This is a genomic window from Frisingicoccus sp. (genome assembly GCA_016298055.1).
GTDB lineage: Bacteria > Bacillota > Clostridia > Lachnospirales > Lachnospiraceae > Frisingicoccus.
Window position 1 is genome coordinate 1 of the sequence record JAEDDO010000033.1, and the last position, 16313, is coordinate 16313.

Below are 16313 nucleotides of genomic sequence, written 5' to 3' on the forward strand. Positions count from 1 at the left end.
CGCATGGCACAGAGGGCGCCGCGGGTCAGTTTAAAACCGGTCAGTTTGGTGAGAACATCAAATTCTGCTGTATAGACAGGAACATTTTCACAGCGTGCAACAATGTCTTTTGCCTGTCCGTCAATATGTTTTTTTTCGAGCAGAAGGGACACAGGCGCACATCCGGCATCAAGAGCACGCTCAATAACTTTTGGACTTTCGGCAATAAAAAGCCCTTTTTCCGGTTCGTGGCGGTTTAAAAGCTGACCTTCCGAAAGTCGGGCATAGACATCCAGTTCGGGTGCTTCGAAGTCAGTTATTTCAATAATATTCGGCATAGAGATCTCCTTAAAACAGACTATTTTATTTAAGACATTATAATATCCGCGGACATTGGTGTCAAACGGAGAGTTTATCGGATTTTGGGGATTTAGGGAAGAATAGGAAAGCCGGTTTGTTGATGAATTTCTGAGAGTGTGATACACTATATTCAAAAATACAGGAATATAAGTGAGGTTACAATATGATAAAGGTCAAAGAATACAGAGGACATATAAGAAACTGGGAAGCGCTTTGTGAAGAATTAAAGATCGATCCATCGCTTGCGCGGGAAGAAAGGGAAGAAGCCATTTTAATTAAGGCTTTTGAGACATGGCGCTATGATATGGCAGACCATATGCATGGAATGTTTGCCTTTGCCTTATGGGATGACAAAGAGGAAGAACTGTTCTGCCTGAGAGATCCTTTCGGGACAAAACCATTTTATTATTATGTGACAGAAGATGGCAATCTTCTTTACGGAACGATGATCCGTCAGATTATGGATCAGCCCGGATTTGTCAAAGAGCTGAATGAAAAAATGCTCCAGATTTATTTAAGTCTGACTTATGTGGCCGGTGAAGAAACTTTCTTTAAGGGCGTGAAGAAACTTTTACCGGGACGTTATATGATCTGGAAGAAGGGTAGTCTTGAAATTAAGCGATACTGGAAACCGGAATTTCATCCGGACGAGAGCAAAAGTCTTGAAGAGTGGGCAGATGAGATTCATACAACTCTTGGAAAGATCATGCCGGAAGTTAAGACAGAGGATGAGTATGCAGAATCCTTTCTCTCCGGCGGTGTGGATTCCTCTTATGTTCTGGCCATGTCCGATGTGAAGATGACGGATACATGCGGTTATGTTGAAGAACGTTTTGATGAGTCAAAGATGGCAGAACAGACAGCAAATATTCTTGGCCGGGGAATTTCAAAATGTATTATCTCTCCGGAGGAATATTTTGAAATCGTACCTTTTGTTATGTACAACATGGAGCAGCCTCTGGCAGATGCGTCTGCGATTGCATTTACACTTGGATGTAAGGCAACCGCAGAACATTCAAAGATCTGTTACTCAGGCGAAGGCTCGGATGAATTTTTCGGCGGTTATAACATGTATCGCAATGCGGAGCGCTATGGCGATAATCTTAAGACATTTTATGTGGGCAATACGAACATTATGAAAGAGGATGAGAAGCAGCGTATTCTTAAAAACTATGATGCGAGTGTGCTTCCGATCAACCTTGTAAAAGATATTTATGAGGAAAATGAAGGACTGGATCCCCTTTCTAAGATGTCGGATGTGGATATTCAGATCTGGCTTGAGGGCGATATTTACCTGAATGTGGATAAGATGAGTACAGCATTCGGACTTGAGGTTCGAATGCCTCTGACAGATAAAAGAATTTTTGATATTGCGTCCAGAATGCCTTCAAAATATAAAGTGAATGAGGAGCAGAACAAGGTGGCCTTCCGTACGGCAGCGGCTAAAGTCCTTCCGGAAGAGATTGCATTCCGAAAGAAACTTGGCTTTATCGTGCCGATTCGTATCTGGATGGCAGATGAACGTTACAATCAGGATGTGCAGGCAAAATTCCACAGTGATATGGCGGCAAAATTTTTTAATCTGGATGAGATCAATGCAATTTTTGATGATTATATCGGCGGTAATTCAGATAACTGGAGAAAAGTGTGGACAATTTATACCTTCTTAGTTTGGTATGAGGAATACTTTGTAAAACGTTAGGGGAATAATGAACACAGGAAGAGGGGTTGAAGGATGAATCAGGCATCAGCGAATCCGCTTGGAACGGCTCCGATTGGCAGTCTTGTGCGTAAATTTGCCGTTCCGAGTATTATCGCTATGATCGTAAGTGCGCTTTATAATATTGTGGATCAGATTTTTATTGGTCACAGCATCGGTGAACTGGGAAATGCGGCAACCAATGTGGCATTTCCTCTGTCCACCGTGTGCATTGCCATTGCCCTTTTGCTTGGAATCGGCGGCGCTGCTGCGTTTAATCTGTCTATGGGGAAAGGAGAACGGGAGAAGGCCTTTTACTATATAGGCAATGCAGCATCTTTGATGGTTGCCGGAGGCGTGATCTTGTGCGTAGTCACAGAATTATTTCTGGAGCCTATGCTGACCTTTTTCGGTTCACCGGATAATGTATTGGGATATGCGAAAGAGTATGTGCGCATAACAGCCATTGGCTTTCCGTTTCTCATTCTGACATCCGGCGGAGCCCATTTAGTTCGTGCAGACGGAAGCCCGGTATATTCGATGGCATGTAATCTGGCAGGAGCTGTGATCAATACGATACTGGATCCTCTGTTGATTTTTAAGTTCAATATGGGAATGACCGGAGCTGCTCTGGCGACAATTTTTGGTCAGATCGTATCCGGATGTCTTGTATTATATTATTTATGTCACTATAAATCAGGAAAATTGGAGAAAAAACATTTGCTGCCTCAGATCGGTGTGGCCGGTTATGCCATGAGTCTTGGACTGGCTCAGGCTTTGAATCAGGTGGCTATGATGATCGTTCAGATTGTGATGAATAATTCACTGACACATTACGGGGCTGCATCGACCTACGGAGAATCGATACCGCTGGCCTGTGCGGGCATTATAAGTAAAGTCGGTATGGTGTTCTTTTCCGTATGTATCGGTATTGCCCAGGGAATGCAGCCGATCGTCAGCTTTAATTACGGTGCCAAAAAATATGACCGGGTGAAGCAGGCGGTCCGGTTGAGTTTTGTTTCGGGTTCGATCATCTGTATTGTGGCCTTTATTATGTTTCAGCTGTTTCCGAGACAGATCATCGGATTATTTGGTGATGGGTCTGAGATGTATTTCAGATTTGCGGAGAGATATTTTCACATTTATATGTTTTGTACATTTCTGAATAACATTCAGCCGTTGACATCCACCTTCTGTTCAGCGATCGGAAAGCCGTTAAAAGGAACATTTTTAGCTTTGACACGGCAGATTTTGTTTTTACTTCCTCTGATTATTATTTTTCCATTGGTTATGGGAATTGACGGAATCATGTATGCAGGTCCGATTTCCGATTTCCTTGCTGCGGCGATCTCATTGTGGATGCTGCGGATAGAATTAAGAAAAATGTCTGAAATATGTGGATAGAATAAGAAAAATATACAGAAAATGTTAATTCGTCCTTGTATTTCCTTTTATGCAAGAATATTCCTTACTTTACAAGAAAGCCTATTTTGAATATAATACAGATGTGATTTTATCTGGAGGGTAAAAAATCGCAGGAGAGCAAATCAACATTTTCGACAAACGGGAGGAAAAAAATGGAAAAAATTTATGTTGGAAAAACAAAAGATGTATTCAGTCTTGATAATGGTAATGTGTTATTAAAATTCAAGGATGACTGTACAGGAAAAGACGGGGTATTTGATCCGGGTGAGAATTCTGTCGGTTTAACAATCGAGGGAATCGGTCGTGCAAATCTTCAGACATCCATCCATTACTTTGAATTGCTTAAAAAAGCAGGTATCAAGACACATTATGTCAGTGCTAACGTGGAAGAAGCAACAATGGAAGTTTTACCGGCAAAAGTATTCGGACATGGATTGGAAGTTATCTGTCGTTTAGTTGCAACAGGAAGCTTTATCCGTCGTTATGAAGAATATATCGCAGACGGCACAGTGCTTGAAGGCGGATATGTTGAATGTACTTTCAAAAATGATGCTAAAGGGGATCCATTAGTAACAAGCGAAGGCTTGGCTGCTCTCGGAATCATGTCGAAAGAGATGTTCGAAAGTATGAAAGAACAGACATTAAAGATTACAAAGATCGTTGCAGAAGATCTTAAATCAATTGGTCTGGATTTATGGGATATTAAATTTGAATTTGGTTACAACAATGATGAAGTTATTCTGATTGATGAAATCGCTTCCGGAAATATGCGCGTATATAAAGACGGTGTGATTGTTGATCCGGTTGAATTGACAAGCTTGATTTTAAACAGATAGTACTGGAACATGAAAATAGCCATGAATGGCTGTGCACAGAAAGGAAATTAATATGGGCGGTTTCTTTGGCGTTGCATCAAAGAAGGATTGTGTTGTAGATTTATATTTTGGTGTGGATTACCACACCCATCTGGGTGCCAGAAGAGGTGGTCTGGCTGTATGTAATGAGGAAGGTTTTGAGAGAGCGATTCATAATATTGAAAATGCGCCTTTCAGATCAAAGTTTTCGAAAGACATTGACGGATTTAAGGGAAATATCGGTATCGGTTCTATTTCGGATACAGAACCTCAGCCATTGCTTGTGAACTCTCATCTTGGCTCTTTTGCCATCACAACAGTTGGAAGAATTAATAACATTGAAAAACTGAAAGAAGAATGTTTTTCCTTTGGAACAACACAGTTTCTGGAGATGAGTTCAGGCAAGATCAATGCGACAGAACTGATCGCAGCATTAGTTAACCAGAAAGATTCAATTGTTGAAGGTCTTGCACATGTGCAGGAAGTTGTTGAAGGCTCCATGAGTGTTCTGATCATGACAAAAGAGGGCATCTACTGTTCTCGTGACCGATGGGGACGTACACCGGTGGTCATTGCTAAAAAGGATGATGCTTACTGTGTAACATTTGAGACTTCTGCATTTATGAATCTTGGCTACCATCATGTTAAAGATTTGGGACCTGGCGAGATCGTATTTATCAACAGTGACGGTTATGAAGTTCTGAAAGAAGCAAATGAAGAGATGCGTATGTGTTCTTTCCTCTGGGTATACTATGGATATCCGACATCAACTTATGAAGGAAAGAACGTTGAGATCATGCGTTATAATTGTGGTAAAGAGATGGCAAAACGTGATCATGTGAGCGTGGACATCGTTGCCGGTGTCCCGGATTCCGGTATTGCACATGCCGTTGGATATGCAAATGAATCCGGTATGACATATGCGCGTCCGTTTATCAAATACACACCAACATGGCCAAGATCTTTTATGCCTCAGAATCAGGTTGAGCGAAATCTGATCGCTAAGATGAAACTGATTCCTGTACAGGAACTGATCAAAGATCAGAGATTATTGCTGATTGATGATTCTATTGTTCGTGGTACACAGCTTGGTGAAACAACAGAATTTCTTTACGAGTCGGGAGCTAAAGAAGTACATGTTCGTCCGGCATGTCCTCCGATTATGTTCGGATGTAAATATTTGAATTTTGCACGTTTTAAATCTGAGATGGATTTAATTTCCCGTCGTATTATCTGTGATTTTGAGGGAACAGATGATGTCAGCCTTGAAACAATACAGGAATATGCGGATCCGGACAGCGAGAAATATAAAAAGATGGTAGATGAAATCTGCAGACAGCTGAATTTCACATCTTTGGATTTTGCACGTCTGGATGAACTGGAGAGAGCCATCGGTGTAGAACCGTGCAAGCTCTGTACATATTGCTGGAACGGTAAAGAATAATCGAATAGAAAAAAGAAGGGGCAAAGTCGTTAACGGCTTTGCCTTTTGATGTTTAATCGTGTCCGGATGATACATCAAAATACGGGAGCTACGAGAATGATAAAGCGTGAAATAAAACATTTTAATATAGAGCAGATCTGCCGGTCAGGTCAGTGTTTCCGCATGGAGGCCGTGGATCATGGCAGATACCGGGTCATTGCGGGAAACAGATATCTGGAAATTTTTCAGAGGGGAGAAATTTGCGAATTTTACTGTGATGACAGGACATTTGAAAATTTCTGGTCTGATTATTTTGACCTGGGAAGGGATTATGGTGAGTGTATCGATAAAATCAATCCGAGAGATACCTATCTTGCAGATGCCGCAGAGTTCGGTTCAGGCATCCGGATACTTCATCAGGATCTGTGGGAGATGATCGTGACCTTTTTAATATCTCAGCAGAATAATATTGTTCGCATCCGGCGCTGTGTTCAAAACATTTGTGAGGCTTATGGAAAAGAATGTGTAACAGACGATGGGATTTCCTATTATGCTTTTCCTGAACCGGAAGTATTGGCACAGTTGGGCGAGGATGATTTAAAAGCCTGTAATCTCGGCTATCGAAGCAAATATGTTGTACGTACAGCGAGGGATGTTGTATTCGGAAATGTGAATCTGGATAAGATCCGCAGCATGTCTTACAAAAAGGCGAAAGCGGAATTGTTAAAACTTTTTGGTGTGGGAGATAAGGTAGCAGACTGTATATGTCTTTTTGCTTTGCACCATCTGGAAGCTTTTCCGAGGGATACACATATGAATCAGGTGATGGAAAAACATTATAAACGGGGATTTCCGAACCGGCGTTATAAAGGAATGCAGGGAATCATGCAGCAGTATATTTTCCATTATGAACTGTTTGGAAAACAGAAGGAATAAAGAATTTAGAAAGAATTCATGAATAGGTTATGGCAGTTTCATGCTTTCTGTGGTATGATGAGCTATAAGATATAGAGTTACGAGAATTTACAGAAAGGACGGATGACACATGCAGGCTGTGATCATTGCTGCACTTGTTATTGGTATACCACTGGCGATCTATTGTGTTTGCACAGTAAAAAGAGAGGAGATATTTGAAGAAGGATCCGGAAAAAATGCAGAAACATTGAACGATGATGGAAAGATTACAAAGGAAACGACGATGGGGCATATTATTAAGATGGATAAAGGAATGGGAGAATTTCTTATGTCAAACGGGCTCCACTGTGTCACATGTACATCTTCTGCCAATGAATCACTTGCGGACGCTTGTATTGTACATGGTCTGGACGCAGACATCATGCTGAGTAAGATTCAGAAATATCTGGATGAGAATGCCTGAAATATTAGAATACCAATGAAGAAGACCCCTTGGGGGATACCAAAAACAGGTACCCAAGGGGTTTTATATCTGAGTGATCAATTAATCATAAATCTGAGATGAAGTATGGATGAGATCGTCACCGTCATATTCAAGTTTCAGGGAAAAGAAGTTATCTGTTTCCATGAGAAGTTTTAAAAAGATCCGGTCTCCTTCCCAGAGATTGAGATCATAGATTTCAGATTTTGGGATCCATTTTAAAATACCTTCATTGCAGGCTGCCATCTGCTCAGGATCCGGAGAACCTTCAAATCCGTCGGCGGTGTACAGATGCATATATTCGCAGCCCCAATTGTTGGATATGAAGGTAATGATACCGCGGAGACGGTAGTGTGTCAGTGTAAGTCCGGTTTCTTCCTGAACTTCTCGGATCAGACAGTCTTCGGGGCTTTCATTGGCCTCAAAATGGCCGCCGACACCGATCCATTTTCCCTGATTAATATCATTTTTTTTAGAGATGCGATGCATCATGAGATAGCAGTCATTGTGCTCGATATAGCACAGTGTAGTTAAATTACTTTTTTCTTTCATAAATTTTCAGCTTTCTGTTTTAGTTTTTTTTATTTATCTTAAACCGGTTGACATGGAATGTCAATGAAGTCAATCTTTATTTGGAAAGTGAGTGTGGTAGACATGAAGACAGGACTGGTCTTAGAAGGCGGTGCCATGAGAGGGATGTACACCGCAGGTGTTTTAGATGTTATGATGGAGAATGGCATAAAAGTGGATGGTGCTGTCGGGGTATCCGCGGGGGCAGTTTTCGGATGCAATTACAAATCCGGGCAGATCGGACGCGTGATTCGCTACAATACGAAATACTGCAGAGATCCCAGATATTCAAGTCTCGGTACATTGATCAAGACAGGGGACTTATATGGCGTTGACTTTTGTTATCATATGATTCCTGAGATACTGGATCCTTTTGACCAGAAAGCTTATGAAGAAAATCCTATGGATTTTTATGTTGTGTGCACCGATGTACATACCGGCCGTCCGATATATCATTTATGCAATAAAGGCGATGCCAATGACATTTTATGGATGCGGGCATCCGCATCGATGCCGATTGTCTCGAAAGTCGTTTCTGTAGACGGGTATGACCTTCTGGACGGCGGGATTTCCGATTCGATTCCGGTGTCCTGGTTTATGCGTCAGGGATATGATAAGAGCATTGTAATTCTTACACGTCATGATGGCTACAGAAAAAAGAAAAGTAAATTTACACCGGTTATCCGGGCACTTATGAAAAAATATCCGGCAATCGGAAAAGCTATGGAACAAAGACATTTAAAATATAATGCTTCGATTTCAAAAGTCAGAAAACTGGAAAGACAGGGCAAAGTATTTGTTATACAGCCAAGCAGCAAAATACCGATCGGACGGACGGAAAAAGATCCGGAGAAACTGAGAATGGTGTATGATATGGGAAGAAAAGATGCCCTCAGCCAGTTGAAAAAAATGAAAGATTTTTTAGAAAATGAGGACAATTAAAGTTACATGGAAAAAGATTTATGGTATCATAGGAATATCTTAAACTATTGAAGATATACGAGGAGATAGAGGATGACAAAAGAAGAATTGACATTGGAAGTCATCGAACGATTAAAAAAAGAATATCCGGATGCGGGATGCACGCTGGATTATGATGAGGCCTGGAAACTTCTTGTCAGTGTCCGTCTTGCTGCACAGTGTACAGATGCCCGTGTCAATGTGGTCGTTGAAGGATTATATGAAAAGTACCCGGATATTAATGCATTGGCAGAAGCTTCCGTGGATGATATTGAGGCGATTGTGCGCCCATGTGGTCTCGGGAGAAGTAAAGCGAGGGACATTAATGCCTGCATGAAAATGTTAAGAGACGAGTACGGCGGCAAGATTCCGAAGGATTTTAATGCGATTTTAAAACTTCCGGGAGTGGGAAGAAAAAGTGCCAATCTGATCATGGGCGATGTCTTTGGGGAACCTGCCATAGTAACAGATACACATTGTATACGTCTTGTCAATCGTATCGGCATTGTAGAGGGTATTAAAGAGCCGAAGAAAGTCGAGATGGCATTATGGAAACTGGTTCCTCCAGAGGAGGGCAGTGATTTCTGCCACAGACTGGTTTTCCATGGAAGAGATGTATGTACAGCACGAACCAAACCCTATTGTGACAAATGTTGTCTTGAAGATATATGTGAAAAAAATTTTTAGAATCGAGGAAAAAGAATGACATCAGAAAAGTATTATGCTGGTTTTGATGCCGGTACTCAGAGTGTTAAAGTTGTTATCTGTAATGAAGCCATGGAATGTGTGGCATCAGCAAGCCTTCCAACCACTTTATATTATCCGAATCCGGGATGGGTGGAGATGGATGTGGATGAATATTTGAATCTGACCCTTCAGTGCCTTAAATCCTGCGCAGATCAGATGAAGGATAAGGGACTTTGTGTTGAGAATATTCAGTCTATTATGGGCGATGGTATTATATGCGGTATTGCCGGTGTTGATGCAGATGGCAATGCCATTACACCATATATCAATTATCTGGATTCTCGTACGGAAGCGGATGTAAGGAAAATAAATGAGATGAATCTGGATATTTGGGGAAAAGAAACAGGAAATGCAGAGGCCAATTGTATGTTTCCTGCCATGTTTGCCCGGTGGTTTTTGGAAAACAGCCAGGAATTTAAAGAGAAGGGTGCCAAATTTATTCACAATGCGCCCTATGTACTGGCCCATCTTGCAGGGCTCAGTGCAAAAGATATGTTTATTGACTGGGGCGCTATGTCGGGCTGGGGACTTGGATACGATGTTTATAAAAAAGAATGGTCCAAAGAGCAATTGGATATTTTAGGCATTGATCCGGGATATATGCCTCGTATATTAAAACCATGGGATATCGTTGGTCATCTGACAGAAGCTATGGCGGAAAAGACAGGACTTCCGGAAGGTATTCCTGTCTGTGCCGGTGCAGGGGATACGATGCAGTCCATGATCGGCAGCGGTATTCTTGAAGCTGGTCATGCTGTCGATGTGGCAGGCACATGTTCCATGTTTTGTGTTTCAACGGACGGTATTGTGCCGGGACTGAGCCGAAAGGGAAGCGGATTGATTTTTAACAGCGGAACACTTCCAAATACCTATTTTTATTGGGGATTTATCCGGACCGGAGGTCTTGCACTTCGCTGGTTTAAGGACAATGTCTGCCATCAGGAAGCGGATGGAGATTATTATCAGCAGCTGAGCGAAGCGGCATCCAAAGTTCCTGTGGGTTCCAATGGGGTTTTATTCCTTCCATATCTTACCGGAGGCATGGGCGAGATTGCCAATGCCAGCGGATGCTTCTTAAATATGACGCTGGATACAGATCAGTCTGTTTTATGGCGTGCGGTTCTTGAGGCCATTGGTTATGATTACATGGAGATTACAGATATCTACCGGGAAGCCGGTGCGGATTTAAGCCGTGTAGCTATCACTGAAGGCGGAAGCCGGGATGACTTATGGAATCAGATGAAGTCAGATATGCTTGGAAGTAAAGTCATCACTTTGAAAAATGCAGGGGGAGCCGTGGTGACTAACTGTTTATTTGGCGCTTATGCAGTCAATGAGGTTGAGGATATCAGAGAAAGGCTGGAAGGCTATCTTGAAATAAAGAAGAACTATGTTCCGGAAGCGGCAAATACAGAAAAATACCGTCAGTTATACGAGATACAGAAACGTCTTGTAAAACAGAATATGGGTAATATTTTTGACATTTTAGAACAACTTAGAAATAAAATCTGATAACAGGTAACTTAGAAGAGGTAAAAAAAGATGAATACAGACAAAAATACAGTATTACAGCAACTAAGAGTGCGGGAAAATATTTATGTTATTTTGTCCGGATGTACACGCATGCCCTTTGTGCTTTGTGATCCGGAAACTTATGACGACGAAGTCTTTATATTTTTTGAAAAGGACGATGCAGACCGGGAAGCGAAAAAACTCAATGAAGAAGCTCAGCCTGTTCAGGTTATAAAAATTGAAAATAAAAACTTTCTTGCATTTTATTCCGGTTTATACCCGATGGGCGTAAACTGTATGTTTGTCAATTGCGGTACGGAAAATGAAATAAAGATACAGCTGGAAGAACTTGTGAAAAAGCCGGAAGACCAGAAACTTCCGGATGGCGTCATCCGGATTGAAAATCGTCCGCTCCATCTGACTGCTTTATACTTTATGCAGGAACTGCGCAGAAAGCAGCATAAAGAGTTGACAGACACTTTAAAAGAACTTCAGGAAGAGATGATGACCCATTATAGTGAGGCCACGCTGATCATTGCTATGCGTGAGGACAAGGGCATTGTCATTATGAAGAATAAAGAGGGACATGTTTTTCTTCCGGTATTCACAGACATTCAGGAATTTAGAAAATTCCAGATGGTGAATGCGAAAGAAAAATTTGGGACAGGTATGATCAAGGCTGAAAAGATCAGAGAAAATTTACCTCCGGAGGCGGTTGGTATTTTGATCAATCCTTTAAGTGTTAATGTTCCGTTAAAGATCAGATAAAAATAAGAGACCCGAGTACATATATCTATGTGCAAAGGTCTCTGATTTTATACTATGCTTCTTTTTCTTCTTCCGGAAGAACAGAAGTACAGTGAGGACAGCGGGTTGCTTCAATAGCAATCTCACTTTTGCAGAACGGGCAGGTCTTTGTTGTAGGCGCTGCCGGTGCTTCTTCTTTATGTCCGATGGACATAAGCTTATTCATGGTCTTGATGAGACAGAACAGGATGAAAGCGAGAATGATGAAATTAACAACGGCACTACCAAAGTTTGTAGCAAACTGACCGATATCTGCTGCAGTATATGTAGCCTGTCCGGTAACAAAATTGATAATAGGGTTGATGAAGTTCTCTGTTAAAGACGTTACGATTCCGGAGAAAGCACCACCGATAATAACACCGATGGCCATATCCATCACGTTACCGCGAAGAGCAAAGGCTTTAAATTCCTGAATGAATTTTTTCATAAAGCACCTCCAATAAATATAATGTGTGAAATATAGTATACCATAAACAATTGCAGGATGGAAACCTATTTTTTTAAACCTTCATGTCTTGAAATGCACTTTTTCTAAAGGTATAATAGGCTCAATGATTATTTGATGAGACAGGAGGATGAATTATGAATTGGAGAGAGTTAATGGACACAGACATTGATCGTGATGAAGTGGATGAGAAAGCATTGGAATGCTTTAATGAATGGGTTCAGTTATGGGAGAATGAAGCACCAAGAGAAGAATTTATAAAAAAATCGCTGGATCCGGATATGATCAATGAGTTTTGTTATTATCCAATTGAATATTGGGGAAGGCTGATCGAGTGGGCAAAAGAGCACGATGAGATGATGGATATGCCATATGAATATAGAATTGTTCGTGCATCTTACCTGATGACAAAGGTTGATCCGGATATTATTCAGTTTGCAAATGATCCGTCACAGGTGAATCCGGAATATCAGGGACCATCTTTTGTACTTCACACTGAGGAGCCAAAGCTTTCCGGTGAGGGAGCATTACTGATGCGCAGAATGACGAATGTGGAAGCGGCTGTTAATGAGATCCAGGCACTGGAGTCCTTCCTTGGATTTGGTGAAGATGATGAACTTGGTGATTTAGAATCACTTATGAGTAAATTTTCCATGGATGATTTATTATAAAAATGAACCGATGGTTTCGACGGATATTCGTCGCTGCCATCGGTTTTTCAGGATAAGGGTAAAAGTTTCGATGAAGGTAAACTGAGTTTTACAGATTCATTTCGTATGTGTTCCCATGTTTTTTTATCCGTTTCCCAGAAAATCGGTGAGGATATCCCGGCTTGATCGGGAAGGAGTGAGAGGGTGTAAGAAAAGGAATTTTCAACTTCCTCTATCACTCTGAAGTCGGATATATTATCCGAAAGTTCGGTGGTGATATCGGACATTTTAATGGCAACATGGTGCATATCCTGGGGAATCTGAGGTAATTCCAGAGTAACTCCCCAATCAGACGCATAGATATGGGTATCATCGATTTTTTCGATTTTCGAAATATTTTTATAGCCGACGAGAGCCGCCGAATACGGGGTTTTCGGTGTGGTAAAAATCTGTTCTTTTGAACCGGAGGTTTCCACGTGTCCGTTATGGATAATGGCGATCGAGTCCGTCATGCGAAAAATTTCATCCCTGTTGTGAGACACGAGAATAACCGTTTTTCCAAAATCCCGGATAACATTGCGGATTTCCTGTTCAAGCTGGAAACGCAGATGGCTGTCAAGAGCAGAAAAGGGTTCATCCAGAAGGAGGATCTCAGGGTTTGAAACAAGAATGCGGGCAAGAGCCACACGCTGCTGCTGTCCGCCGGAAAGCTGGGAAGGATAATGATTTTCAAGACCGGAAAGGTGGAATCTTTCAATCGCATCATATGTCCGGGCTTTTCTGTTTTTCTTGTCCTTTTCCCGGACAGTACCGGCTTTAATATTTTCAAATACAGTCATATTTGGAAATAAAGCATAATTTTGGAACATAAAACCGATATTTCGCTGCTGAGGCGTAAGATTGATCTCTTCCTTTGAGTCAAATAATGTACGTTCGTTCAATACGATCTTTCCTGTGTCCGGTTTTTCGATTCCCGCTATACATTTCAGTGTCATACTTTTTCCGCAGCCGGAAGCACCGAGCAGTGCCAGGGTCTCATCTTTAGCTTTAAATTTTACGTTCAAATGAAAATTTCCAAGTTTTTTTTCAATATCCACATAGAGTGACATGATGATCATCCTTCCTTTGTAAGCCTTTGATTTTTCTTTTCCAGCATGTTTATAGCAAGTAAAACAACAAAGGATATAGCAAGATTAACAAGTACCCATTTGAAGGCCAGAGCATCATTATTGGTACGCCACAGCTGATAAACCGTAGTGGATATGGTTGCCGTGTGTCCGGGGGTATACCCGGCGATCATGCTTGTTGCACCGTATTCTCCGAGGGCGCGGGCAAAAGCGAGAACGGTTCCGGCAAGTATGCCCTGTCTGCAGCAGGGCATCCGTATTTTCCAGAAAATATAAGTATTTGACAGGCCAAGGGTCTGGGCCGAGTAAGCAAGTGTCTCGTCAAAGGATTCGAAGGCTCCCCGGGCCGTGCGGTACATGAGAGGGAAAATAACAACGGTGGTGGCGAAAATGGCTGACCACCAGGTCATTGTAAGTTTAATGCCAAAGTTTTCTAAAAACCAGGCGCCGATCATACGTTTTGGACCGAGCACACGCAGCAGAAGGTAACCTACGACGGTGGGAGGTAAAACAAGAGGCAGCGTAAAAATGACGTCCAGTACACCTTTGACAAAGCGGGGAGCTTTTGAAATATAATAGGCTGAGAGCAGCCCGATAAAAAATGTAATCAGACTGCTTAACAGCGCAATACGAAGTGAATTAAACAGAGGAAACCAATCCATAAAATCCTTCCTTATTTGATCGGTGTAAAACCGACAGATTCAAAAACAGCATCGGCATCGCTGCTTGTCAGATAATCCAGAAAAGCACGGGCTGCATCCGGATTTTTAGAAGTTTTAATGACAGCAGCAGGGTAAATGACCTGACCGCACATTTCTGCTGTTGCAGTATCAACAATCGTAAGTCCGGCGGAATAAGCGTCTGTAGCATAAATAATTCCGCAGTCAACAGCAGCTTCCGATACCTGAGAGGTCACTTCTTTAACATTTGAACCGTAGGTAATACATCCGGAAGCGGCAAGAGCTTCTTCATCCAGTCCGAAATAGTCAAGAATCTTCTGAGTATACTGGCCTACAGGCACATCTGAATTTCCCATCGCAAGCATGATTGTTCCATCAGTTAATCCTTTTTTCAGGTCATCATAGGATTGAATATTTGCAGGATTGCCTTCAGGAACAGCCAGAGCGACTTTGTTTTCAAGAATATTGAAACGGGTATCTTCCAGAACAAAATCGAGACCGTCTGTGTTAATTTCAGCATCTGCCGAGATATCCAGCTGGTTCATCTGTTTCTGACCGGCAGAGATAAAAATATCACAGTCGGCACCTTCTTCAATCTGAGTTTTTAAAGTTCCGGAAGAATCAAAATTAAATTGAATATTTACTTCCGGATGGTCAGCCATATAAGTGTTTCCAAGTTCCGTGAGTGTTTCTGTCATGGATGCGGCCGCAAATACGATCAGTTCTGAATTTTCAGCGGAATCCGCCTTCTTATTATTACAGCCGGTTATAAGACCGAGCGTCATGCATAATGACATCAACATAAAAAGTGCTTTTTTCATAATCCTACCTCCAAAACATCTTCTATCCGTTACTATAAAACAATATGGGATAAATGTAAGTTGTCCGGACAACTTTTTGCTGATATAATTTAGAAAAAAGGATGTGATTCGATGGAAATGTATGCGGAAGCGATTAAGAAATGCAGATTATTTATGAATCTCCCTCTTGCGGTCATTCAGCGGGATATTTTGCCGATGGCGCATGTTCAGGATATTTCGAAGGGGAAATATATGATCATGTATCAGGATTATGTGGATTACTTTGGGATTATTATTTCCGGAAAGGTTCATATACTTCATATATATTCAAATGGGGAAACAAGCCTGATGAATGTGCTCGGACCGCATCAGGTCATCGGAATAGATCTGATCTGCACACGAACAAAAATATCGCCTTATTATGCCATGGCTTCTGTTCCGTCAAAAGTGTTGTTTATTCCTTCTGATTTTTTATTTAGACAGGGTACCCTGGATGAATCCTATCGTCTGGATATATTGAACAAGCTTCTAATCATGATTTCACATGATAATATAAAAAAAGAATACCGTTTGGCCATTCTTGCTCAGAAGGGGCTCAGGGAGCGGATCATGACTTATCTGACCATGCAGGCAGATAAAAGGGGGAGCAGAAAGATTAAAATTCCCTTTTCAAGGGATGAACTGGCCTCTTTTTTGTGCGTCAATCGGAGTGCGTTGTCCCATGAATTAAGTCTTATGCAGCAGGAGGGGATCATCCGGTTCAGGAAAAATGAGTTTGAGCTGCTGGAATGATCTTTAGATATCTCATATTGCTTTGCATGGCAGCATACACTGTAAAAACAGCATTTTCGGGGGATTAACCTTGAAAGATTATATCGA

Annotated in this window: 17 protein-coding genes and 1 pseudogene; 12 read left to right on the forward strand and 6 right to left on the reverse strand. The window is 41.6% G+C overall.

Features of this window, described 5'->3' with window-relative positions:
* Positions 1 to 317 (reverse strand): annotated as a pseudogene (locus QZZ35_RS04545) (TrmH family RNA methyltransferase); the annotation flags it as partial.
* A gap of 185 nt (positions 318 to 502) precedes the next feature.
* On the opposite strand from QZZ35_RS04545, the gene asnB reads away from it, so the two are divergent.
* The 6 genes from asnB to QZZ35_RS04575 all read left to right on the forward strand — a co-directional run bounded on the left by asnB (position 503) and on the right by QZZ35_RS04575 (position 7118).
* The gene (gene asnB / locus QZZ35_RS04550) at positions 503 to 2041 is read left to right on the forward strand and encodes an asparagine synthase (glutamine-hydrolyzing) (protein WP_291236335.1); all 1539 of its coding nucleotides are present in this window, start codon (positions 503 to 505) and stop codon (positions 2039 to 2041) included.
* 33 nt (positions 2042 to 2074) lie between these two features.
* Positions 2075 to 3442, forward strand: coding sequence for an MATE family efflux transporter (locus QZZ35_RS04555; protein WP_291236336.1), 1368 nt, complete (start codon positions 2075 to 2077; stop codon positions 3440 to 3442).
* A gap of 173 nt (positions 3443 to 3615) precedes the next feature.
* Positions 3616 to 4299: a phosphoribosylaminoimidazolesuccinocarboxamide synthase gene (locus QZZ35_RS04560; protein WP_291235396.1), complete on the forward strand. Its 684-nt coding sequence runs from the start codon at positions 3616 to 3618 to the stop codon at positions 4297 to 4299.
* Positions 4300 to 4351: 52 nt separating this feature from the next.
* Positions 4352 to 5761, forward strand: a complete 1410-nt coding sequence (locus tag QZZ35_RS04565) for an amidophosphoribosyltransferase (protein WP_291236347.1) — start codon at positions 4352 to 4354, stop codon at positions 5759 to 5761.
* 96 nt (positions 5762 to 5857) lie between these two features.
* Positions 5858 to 6676, forward strand: a complete 819-nt coding sequence (locus QZZ35_RS04570; protein ID WP_291236337.1) for a DNA-3-methyladenine glycosylase family protein — start codon at positions 5858 to 5860, stop codon at positions 6674 to 6676.
* Between the two features lie 109 nt (positions 6677 to 6785).
* Positions 6786 to 7118, forward strand: a complete 333-nt coding sequence (locus QZZ35_RS04575) for a DUF1858 domain-containing protein (RefSeq protein WP_291235398.1) — start codon at positions 6786 to 6788, stop codon at positions 7116 to 7118.
* An 81-nt stretch (positions 7119 to 7199) separates the two neighbouring features.
* On the opposite strand, the gene QZZ35_RS04580 is transcribed toward QZZ35_RS04575, so the two are convergent.
* On the reverse strand, positions 7200 to 7688 hold the full coding sequence (locus QZZ35_RS04580; RefSeq protein ID WP_291236338.1) for an NUDIX hydrolase: 489 nt from the start codon (positions 7686 to 7688) through the stop codon (positions 7200 to 7202).
* A 102-nt stretch (positions 7689 to 7790) separates the two neighbouring features.
* On the opposite strand from QZZ35_RS04580, the gene QZZ35_RS04585 reads away from it, so the two are divergent.
* The 4 genes from QZZ35_RS04585 (at position 7791) to QZZ35_RS04600 (ending at position 11693) form a co-directional block, all read left to right on the forward strand.
* Complete coding sequence (locus QZZ35_RS04585) at positions 7791 to 8648, forward strand: patatin-like phospholipase family protein (RefSeq protein ID WP_291236339.1); 858 nt, start codon at positions 7791 to 7793, stop codon at positions 8646 to 8648.
* 72 nt (positions 8649 to 8720) lie between these two features.
* Positions 8721 to 9353 carry an endonuclease III domain-containing protein gene (locus tag QZZ35_RS04590; protein WP_291236340.1) on the forward strand — a complete coding sequence of 211 codons (633 nt, stop codon included), beginning with the start codon at positions 8721 to 8723 and terminating at the stop codon, positions 9351 to 9353.
* A gap of 15 nt (positions 9354 to 9368) precedes the next feature.
* Entirely contained in the window at positions 9369 to 10925 is a 1557-nt protein-coding gene (locus QZZ35_RS04595; RefSeq protein WP_291236341.1) for an FGGY-family carbohydrate kinase, read from the forward strand.
* 30 nt (positions 10926 to 10955) lie between these two features.
* Entirely contained in the window at positions 10956 to 11693 is a 738-nt protein-coding gene (locus QZZ35_RS04600; protein WP_291235302.1) for an SseB family protein, read from the forward strand.
* Between the two features lie 52 nt (positions 11694 to 11745).
* Here the strand turns inward: QZZ35_RS04600 and mscL are convergent, their stop codons facing one another.
* Positions 11746 to 12159 (reverse strand): large conductance mechanosensitive channel protein MscL, encoded by a 414-nt coding sequence (mscL, locus tag QZZ35_RS04605; protein WP_291236342.1) that lies wholly within the window; start codon positions 12157 to 12159, stop codon positions 11746 to 11748.
* Between the two features lie 155 nt (positions 12160 to 12314).
* On the opposite strand from mscL, the gene QZZ35_RS04610 reads away from it, so the two are divergent.
* Positions 12315 to 12848, forward strand: a complete 534-nt coding sequence (locus tag QZZ35_RS04610; protein ID WP_291236343.1) for a hypothetical protein — start codon at positions 12315 to 12317, stop codon at positions 12846 to 12848.
* A 47-nt stretch (positions 12849 to 12895) separates the two neighbouring features.
* On the opposite strand, the gene QZZ35_RS04615 is transcribed toward QZZ35_RS04610, so the two are convergent.
* The 3 genes from QZZ35_RS04615 to modA are packed head-to-tail and all read right to left on the reverse strand — an operon-like array spanning position 12896 to position 15455.
* Positions 12896 to 13936: a sulfate/molybdate ABC transporter ATP-binding protein gene (locus tag QZZ35_RS04615; protein WP_291236344.1), complete on the reverse strand. Its 1041-nt coding sequence runs from the start codon at positions 13934 to 13936 to the stop codon at positions 12896 to 12898.
* A gap of 5 nt (positions 13937 to 13941) precedes the next feature.
* A complete protein-coding gene (modB, locus tag QZZ35_RS04620) occupies positions 13942 to 14616 on the reverse strand; it encodes a molybdate ABC transporter permease subunit (RefSeq protein WP_291236345.1) in 675 nt (224 codons plus the stop codon).
* An 11-nt stretch (positions 14617 to 14627) separates the two neighbouring features.
* Positions 14628 to 15455, reverse strand: coding sequence for a molybdate ABC transporter substrate-binding protein (modA, locus tag QZZ35_RS04625; protein ID WP_330635453.1), 828 nt, complete (start codon positions 15453 to 15455; stop codon positions 14628 to 14630).
* Between the two features lie 111 nt (positions 15456 to 15566).
* Here modA and QZZ35_RS04630 point away from each other — a divergent pair, with 111 nt between their 5' ends.
* Entirely contained in the window at positions 15567 to 16226 is a 660-nt protein-coding gene (locus tag QZZ35_RS04630; protein ID WP_291236346.1) for a Crp/Fnr family transcriptional regulator, read from the forward strand.
* Positions 16227 to 16313: the final 87 nt, after the last annotated feature.

Excerpts from the sequence above, each read along its gene's own strand:
- asnB (WP_291236335.1), top strand. The coding sequence starts at position 503 with ATGATAAAGGTCAAAGAATACAGAGGACATATAAGAAACTGGGAAGCG.
- QZZ35_RS04555 (WP_291236336.1), top strand. The coding sequence starts at position 2,075 with ATGAATCAGGCATCAGCGAATCCGCTTGGAACGGCTCCGATTGGCAGT.
- QZZ35_RS04560 (WP_291235396.1), top strand. The coding sequence starts at position 3,616 with ATGGAAAAAATTTATGTTGGAAAAACAAAAGATGTATTCAGTCTTGAT.
- QZZ35_RS04565 (WP_291236347.1), top strand. The coding sequence starts at position 4,352 with ATGGGCGGTTTCTTTGGCGTTGCATCAAAGAAGGATTGTGTTGTAGAT.
- QZZ35_RS04570 (WP_291236337.1), top strand. The coding sequence starts at position 5,858 with ATGATAAAGCGTGAAATAAAACATTTTAATATAGAGCAGATCTGCCGG.
- QZZ35_RS04575 (WP_291235398.1), top strand. The coding sequence starts at position 6,786 with ATGCAGGCTGTGATCATTGCTGCACTTGTTATTGGTATACCACTGGCG.
- QZZ35_RS04580 (WP_291236338.1), bottom strand. The coding sequence starts at position 7,688 with ATGAAAGAAAAAAGTAATTTAACTACACTGTGCTATATCGAGCACAAT.
- QZZ35_RS04585 (WP_291236339.1), top strand. The coding sequence starts at position 7,791 with ATGAAGACAGGACTGGTCTTAGAAGGCGGTGCCATGAGAGGGATGTAC.
- QZZ35_RS04590 (WP_291236340.1), top strand. The coding sequence starts at position 8,721 with ATGACAAAAGAAGAATTGACATTGGAAGTCATCGAACGATTAAAAAAA.
- QZZ35_RS04595 (WP_291236341.1), top strand. The coding sequence starts at position 9,369 with ATGACATCAGAAAAGTATTATGCTGGTTTTGATGCCGGTACTCAGAGT.
- QZZ35_RS04600 (WP_291235302.1), top strand. The coding sequence starts at position 10,956 with ATGAATACAGACAAAAATACAGTATTACAGCAACTAAGAGTGCGGGAA.
- mscL (WP_291236342.1), bottom strand. The coding sequence starts at position 12,159 with ATGAAAAAATTCATTCAGGAATTTAAAGCCTTTGCTCTTCGCGGTAAC.
- QZZ35_RS04610 (WP_291236343.1), top strand. The coding sequence starts at position 12,315 with ATGAATTGGAGAGAGTTAATGGACACAGACATTGATCGTGATGAAGTG.
- QZZ35_RS04615 (WP_291236344.1), bottom strand. The coding sequence starts at position 13,936 with ATGTCACTCTATGTGGATATTGAAAAAAAACTTGGAAATTTTCATTTG.
- modB (WP_291236345.1), bottom strand. The coding sequence starts at position 14,616 with ATGGATTGGTTTCCTCTGTTTAATTCACTTCGTATTGCGCTGTTAAGC.
- modA (WP_330635453.1), bottom strand. The coding sequence starts at position 15,455 with ATGAAAAAAGCACTTTTTATGTTGATGTCATTATGCATGACGCTCGGT.
- QZZ35_RS04630 (WP_291236346.1), top strand. The coding sequence starts at position 15,567 with ATGGAAATGTATGCGGAAGCGATTAAGAAATGCAGATTATTTATGAAT.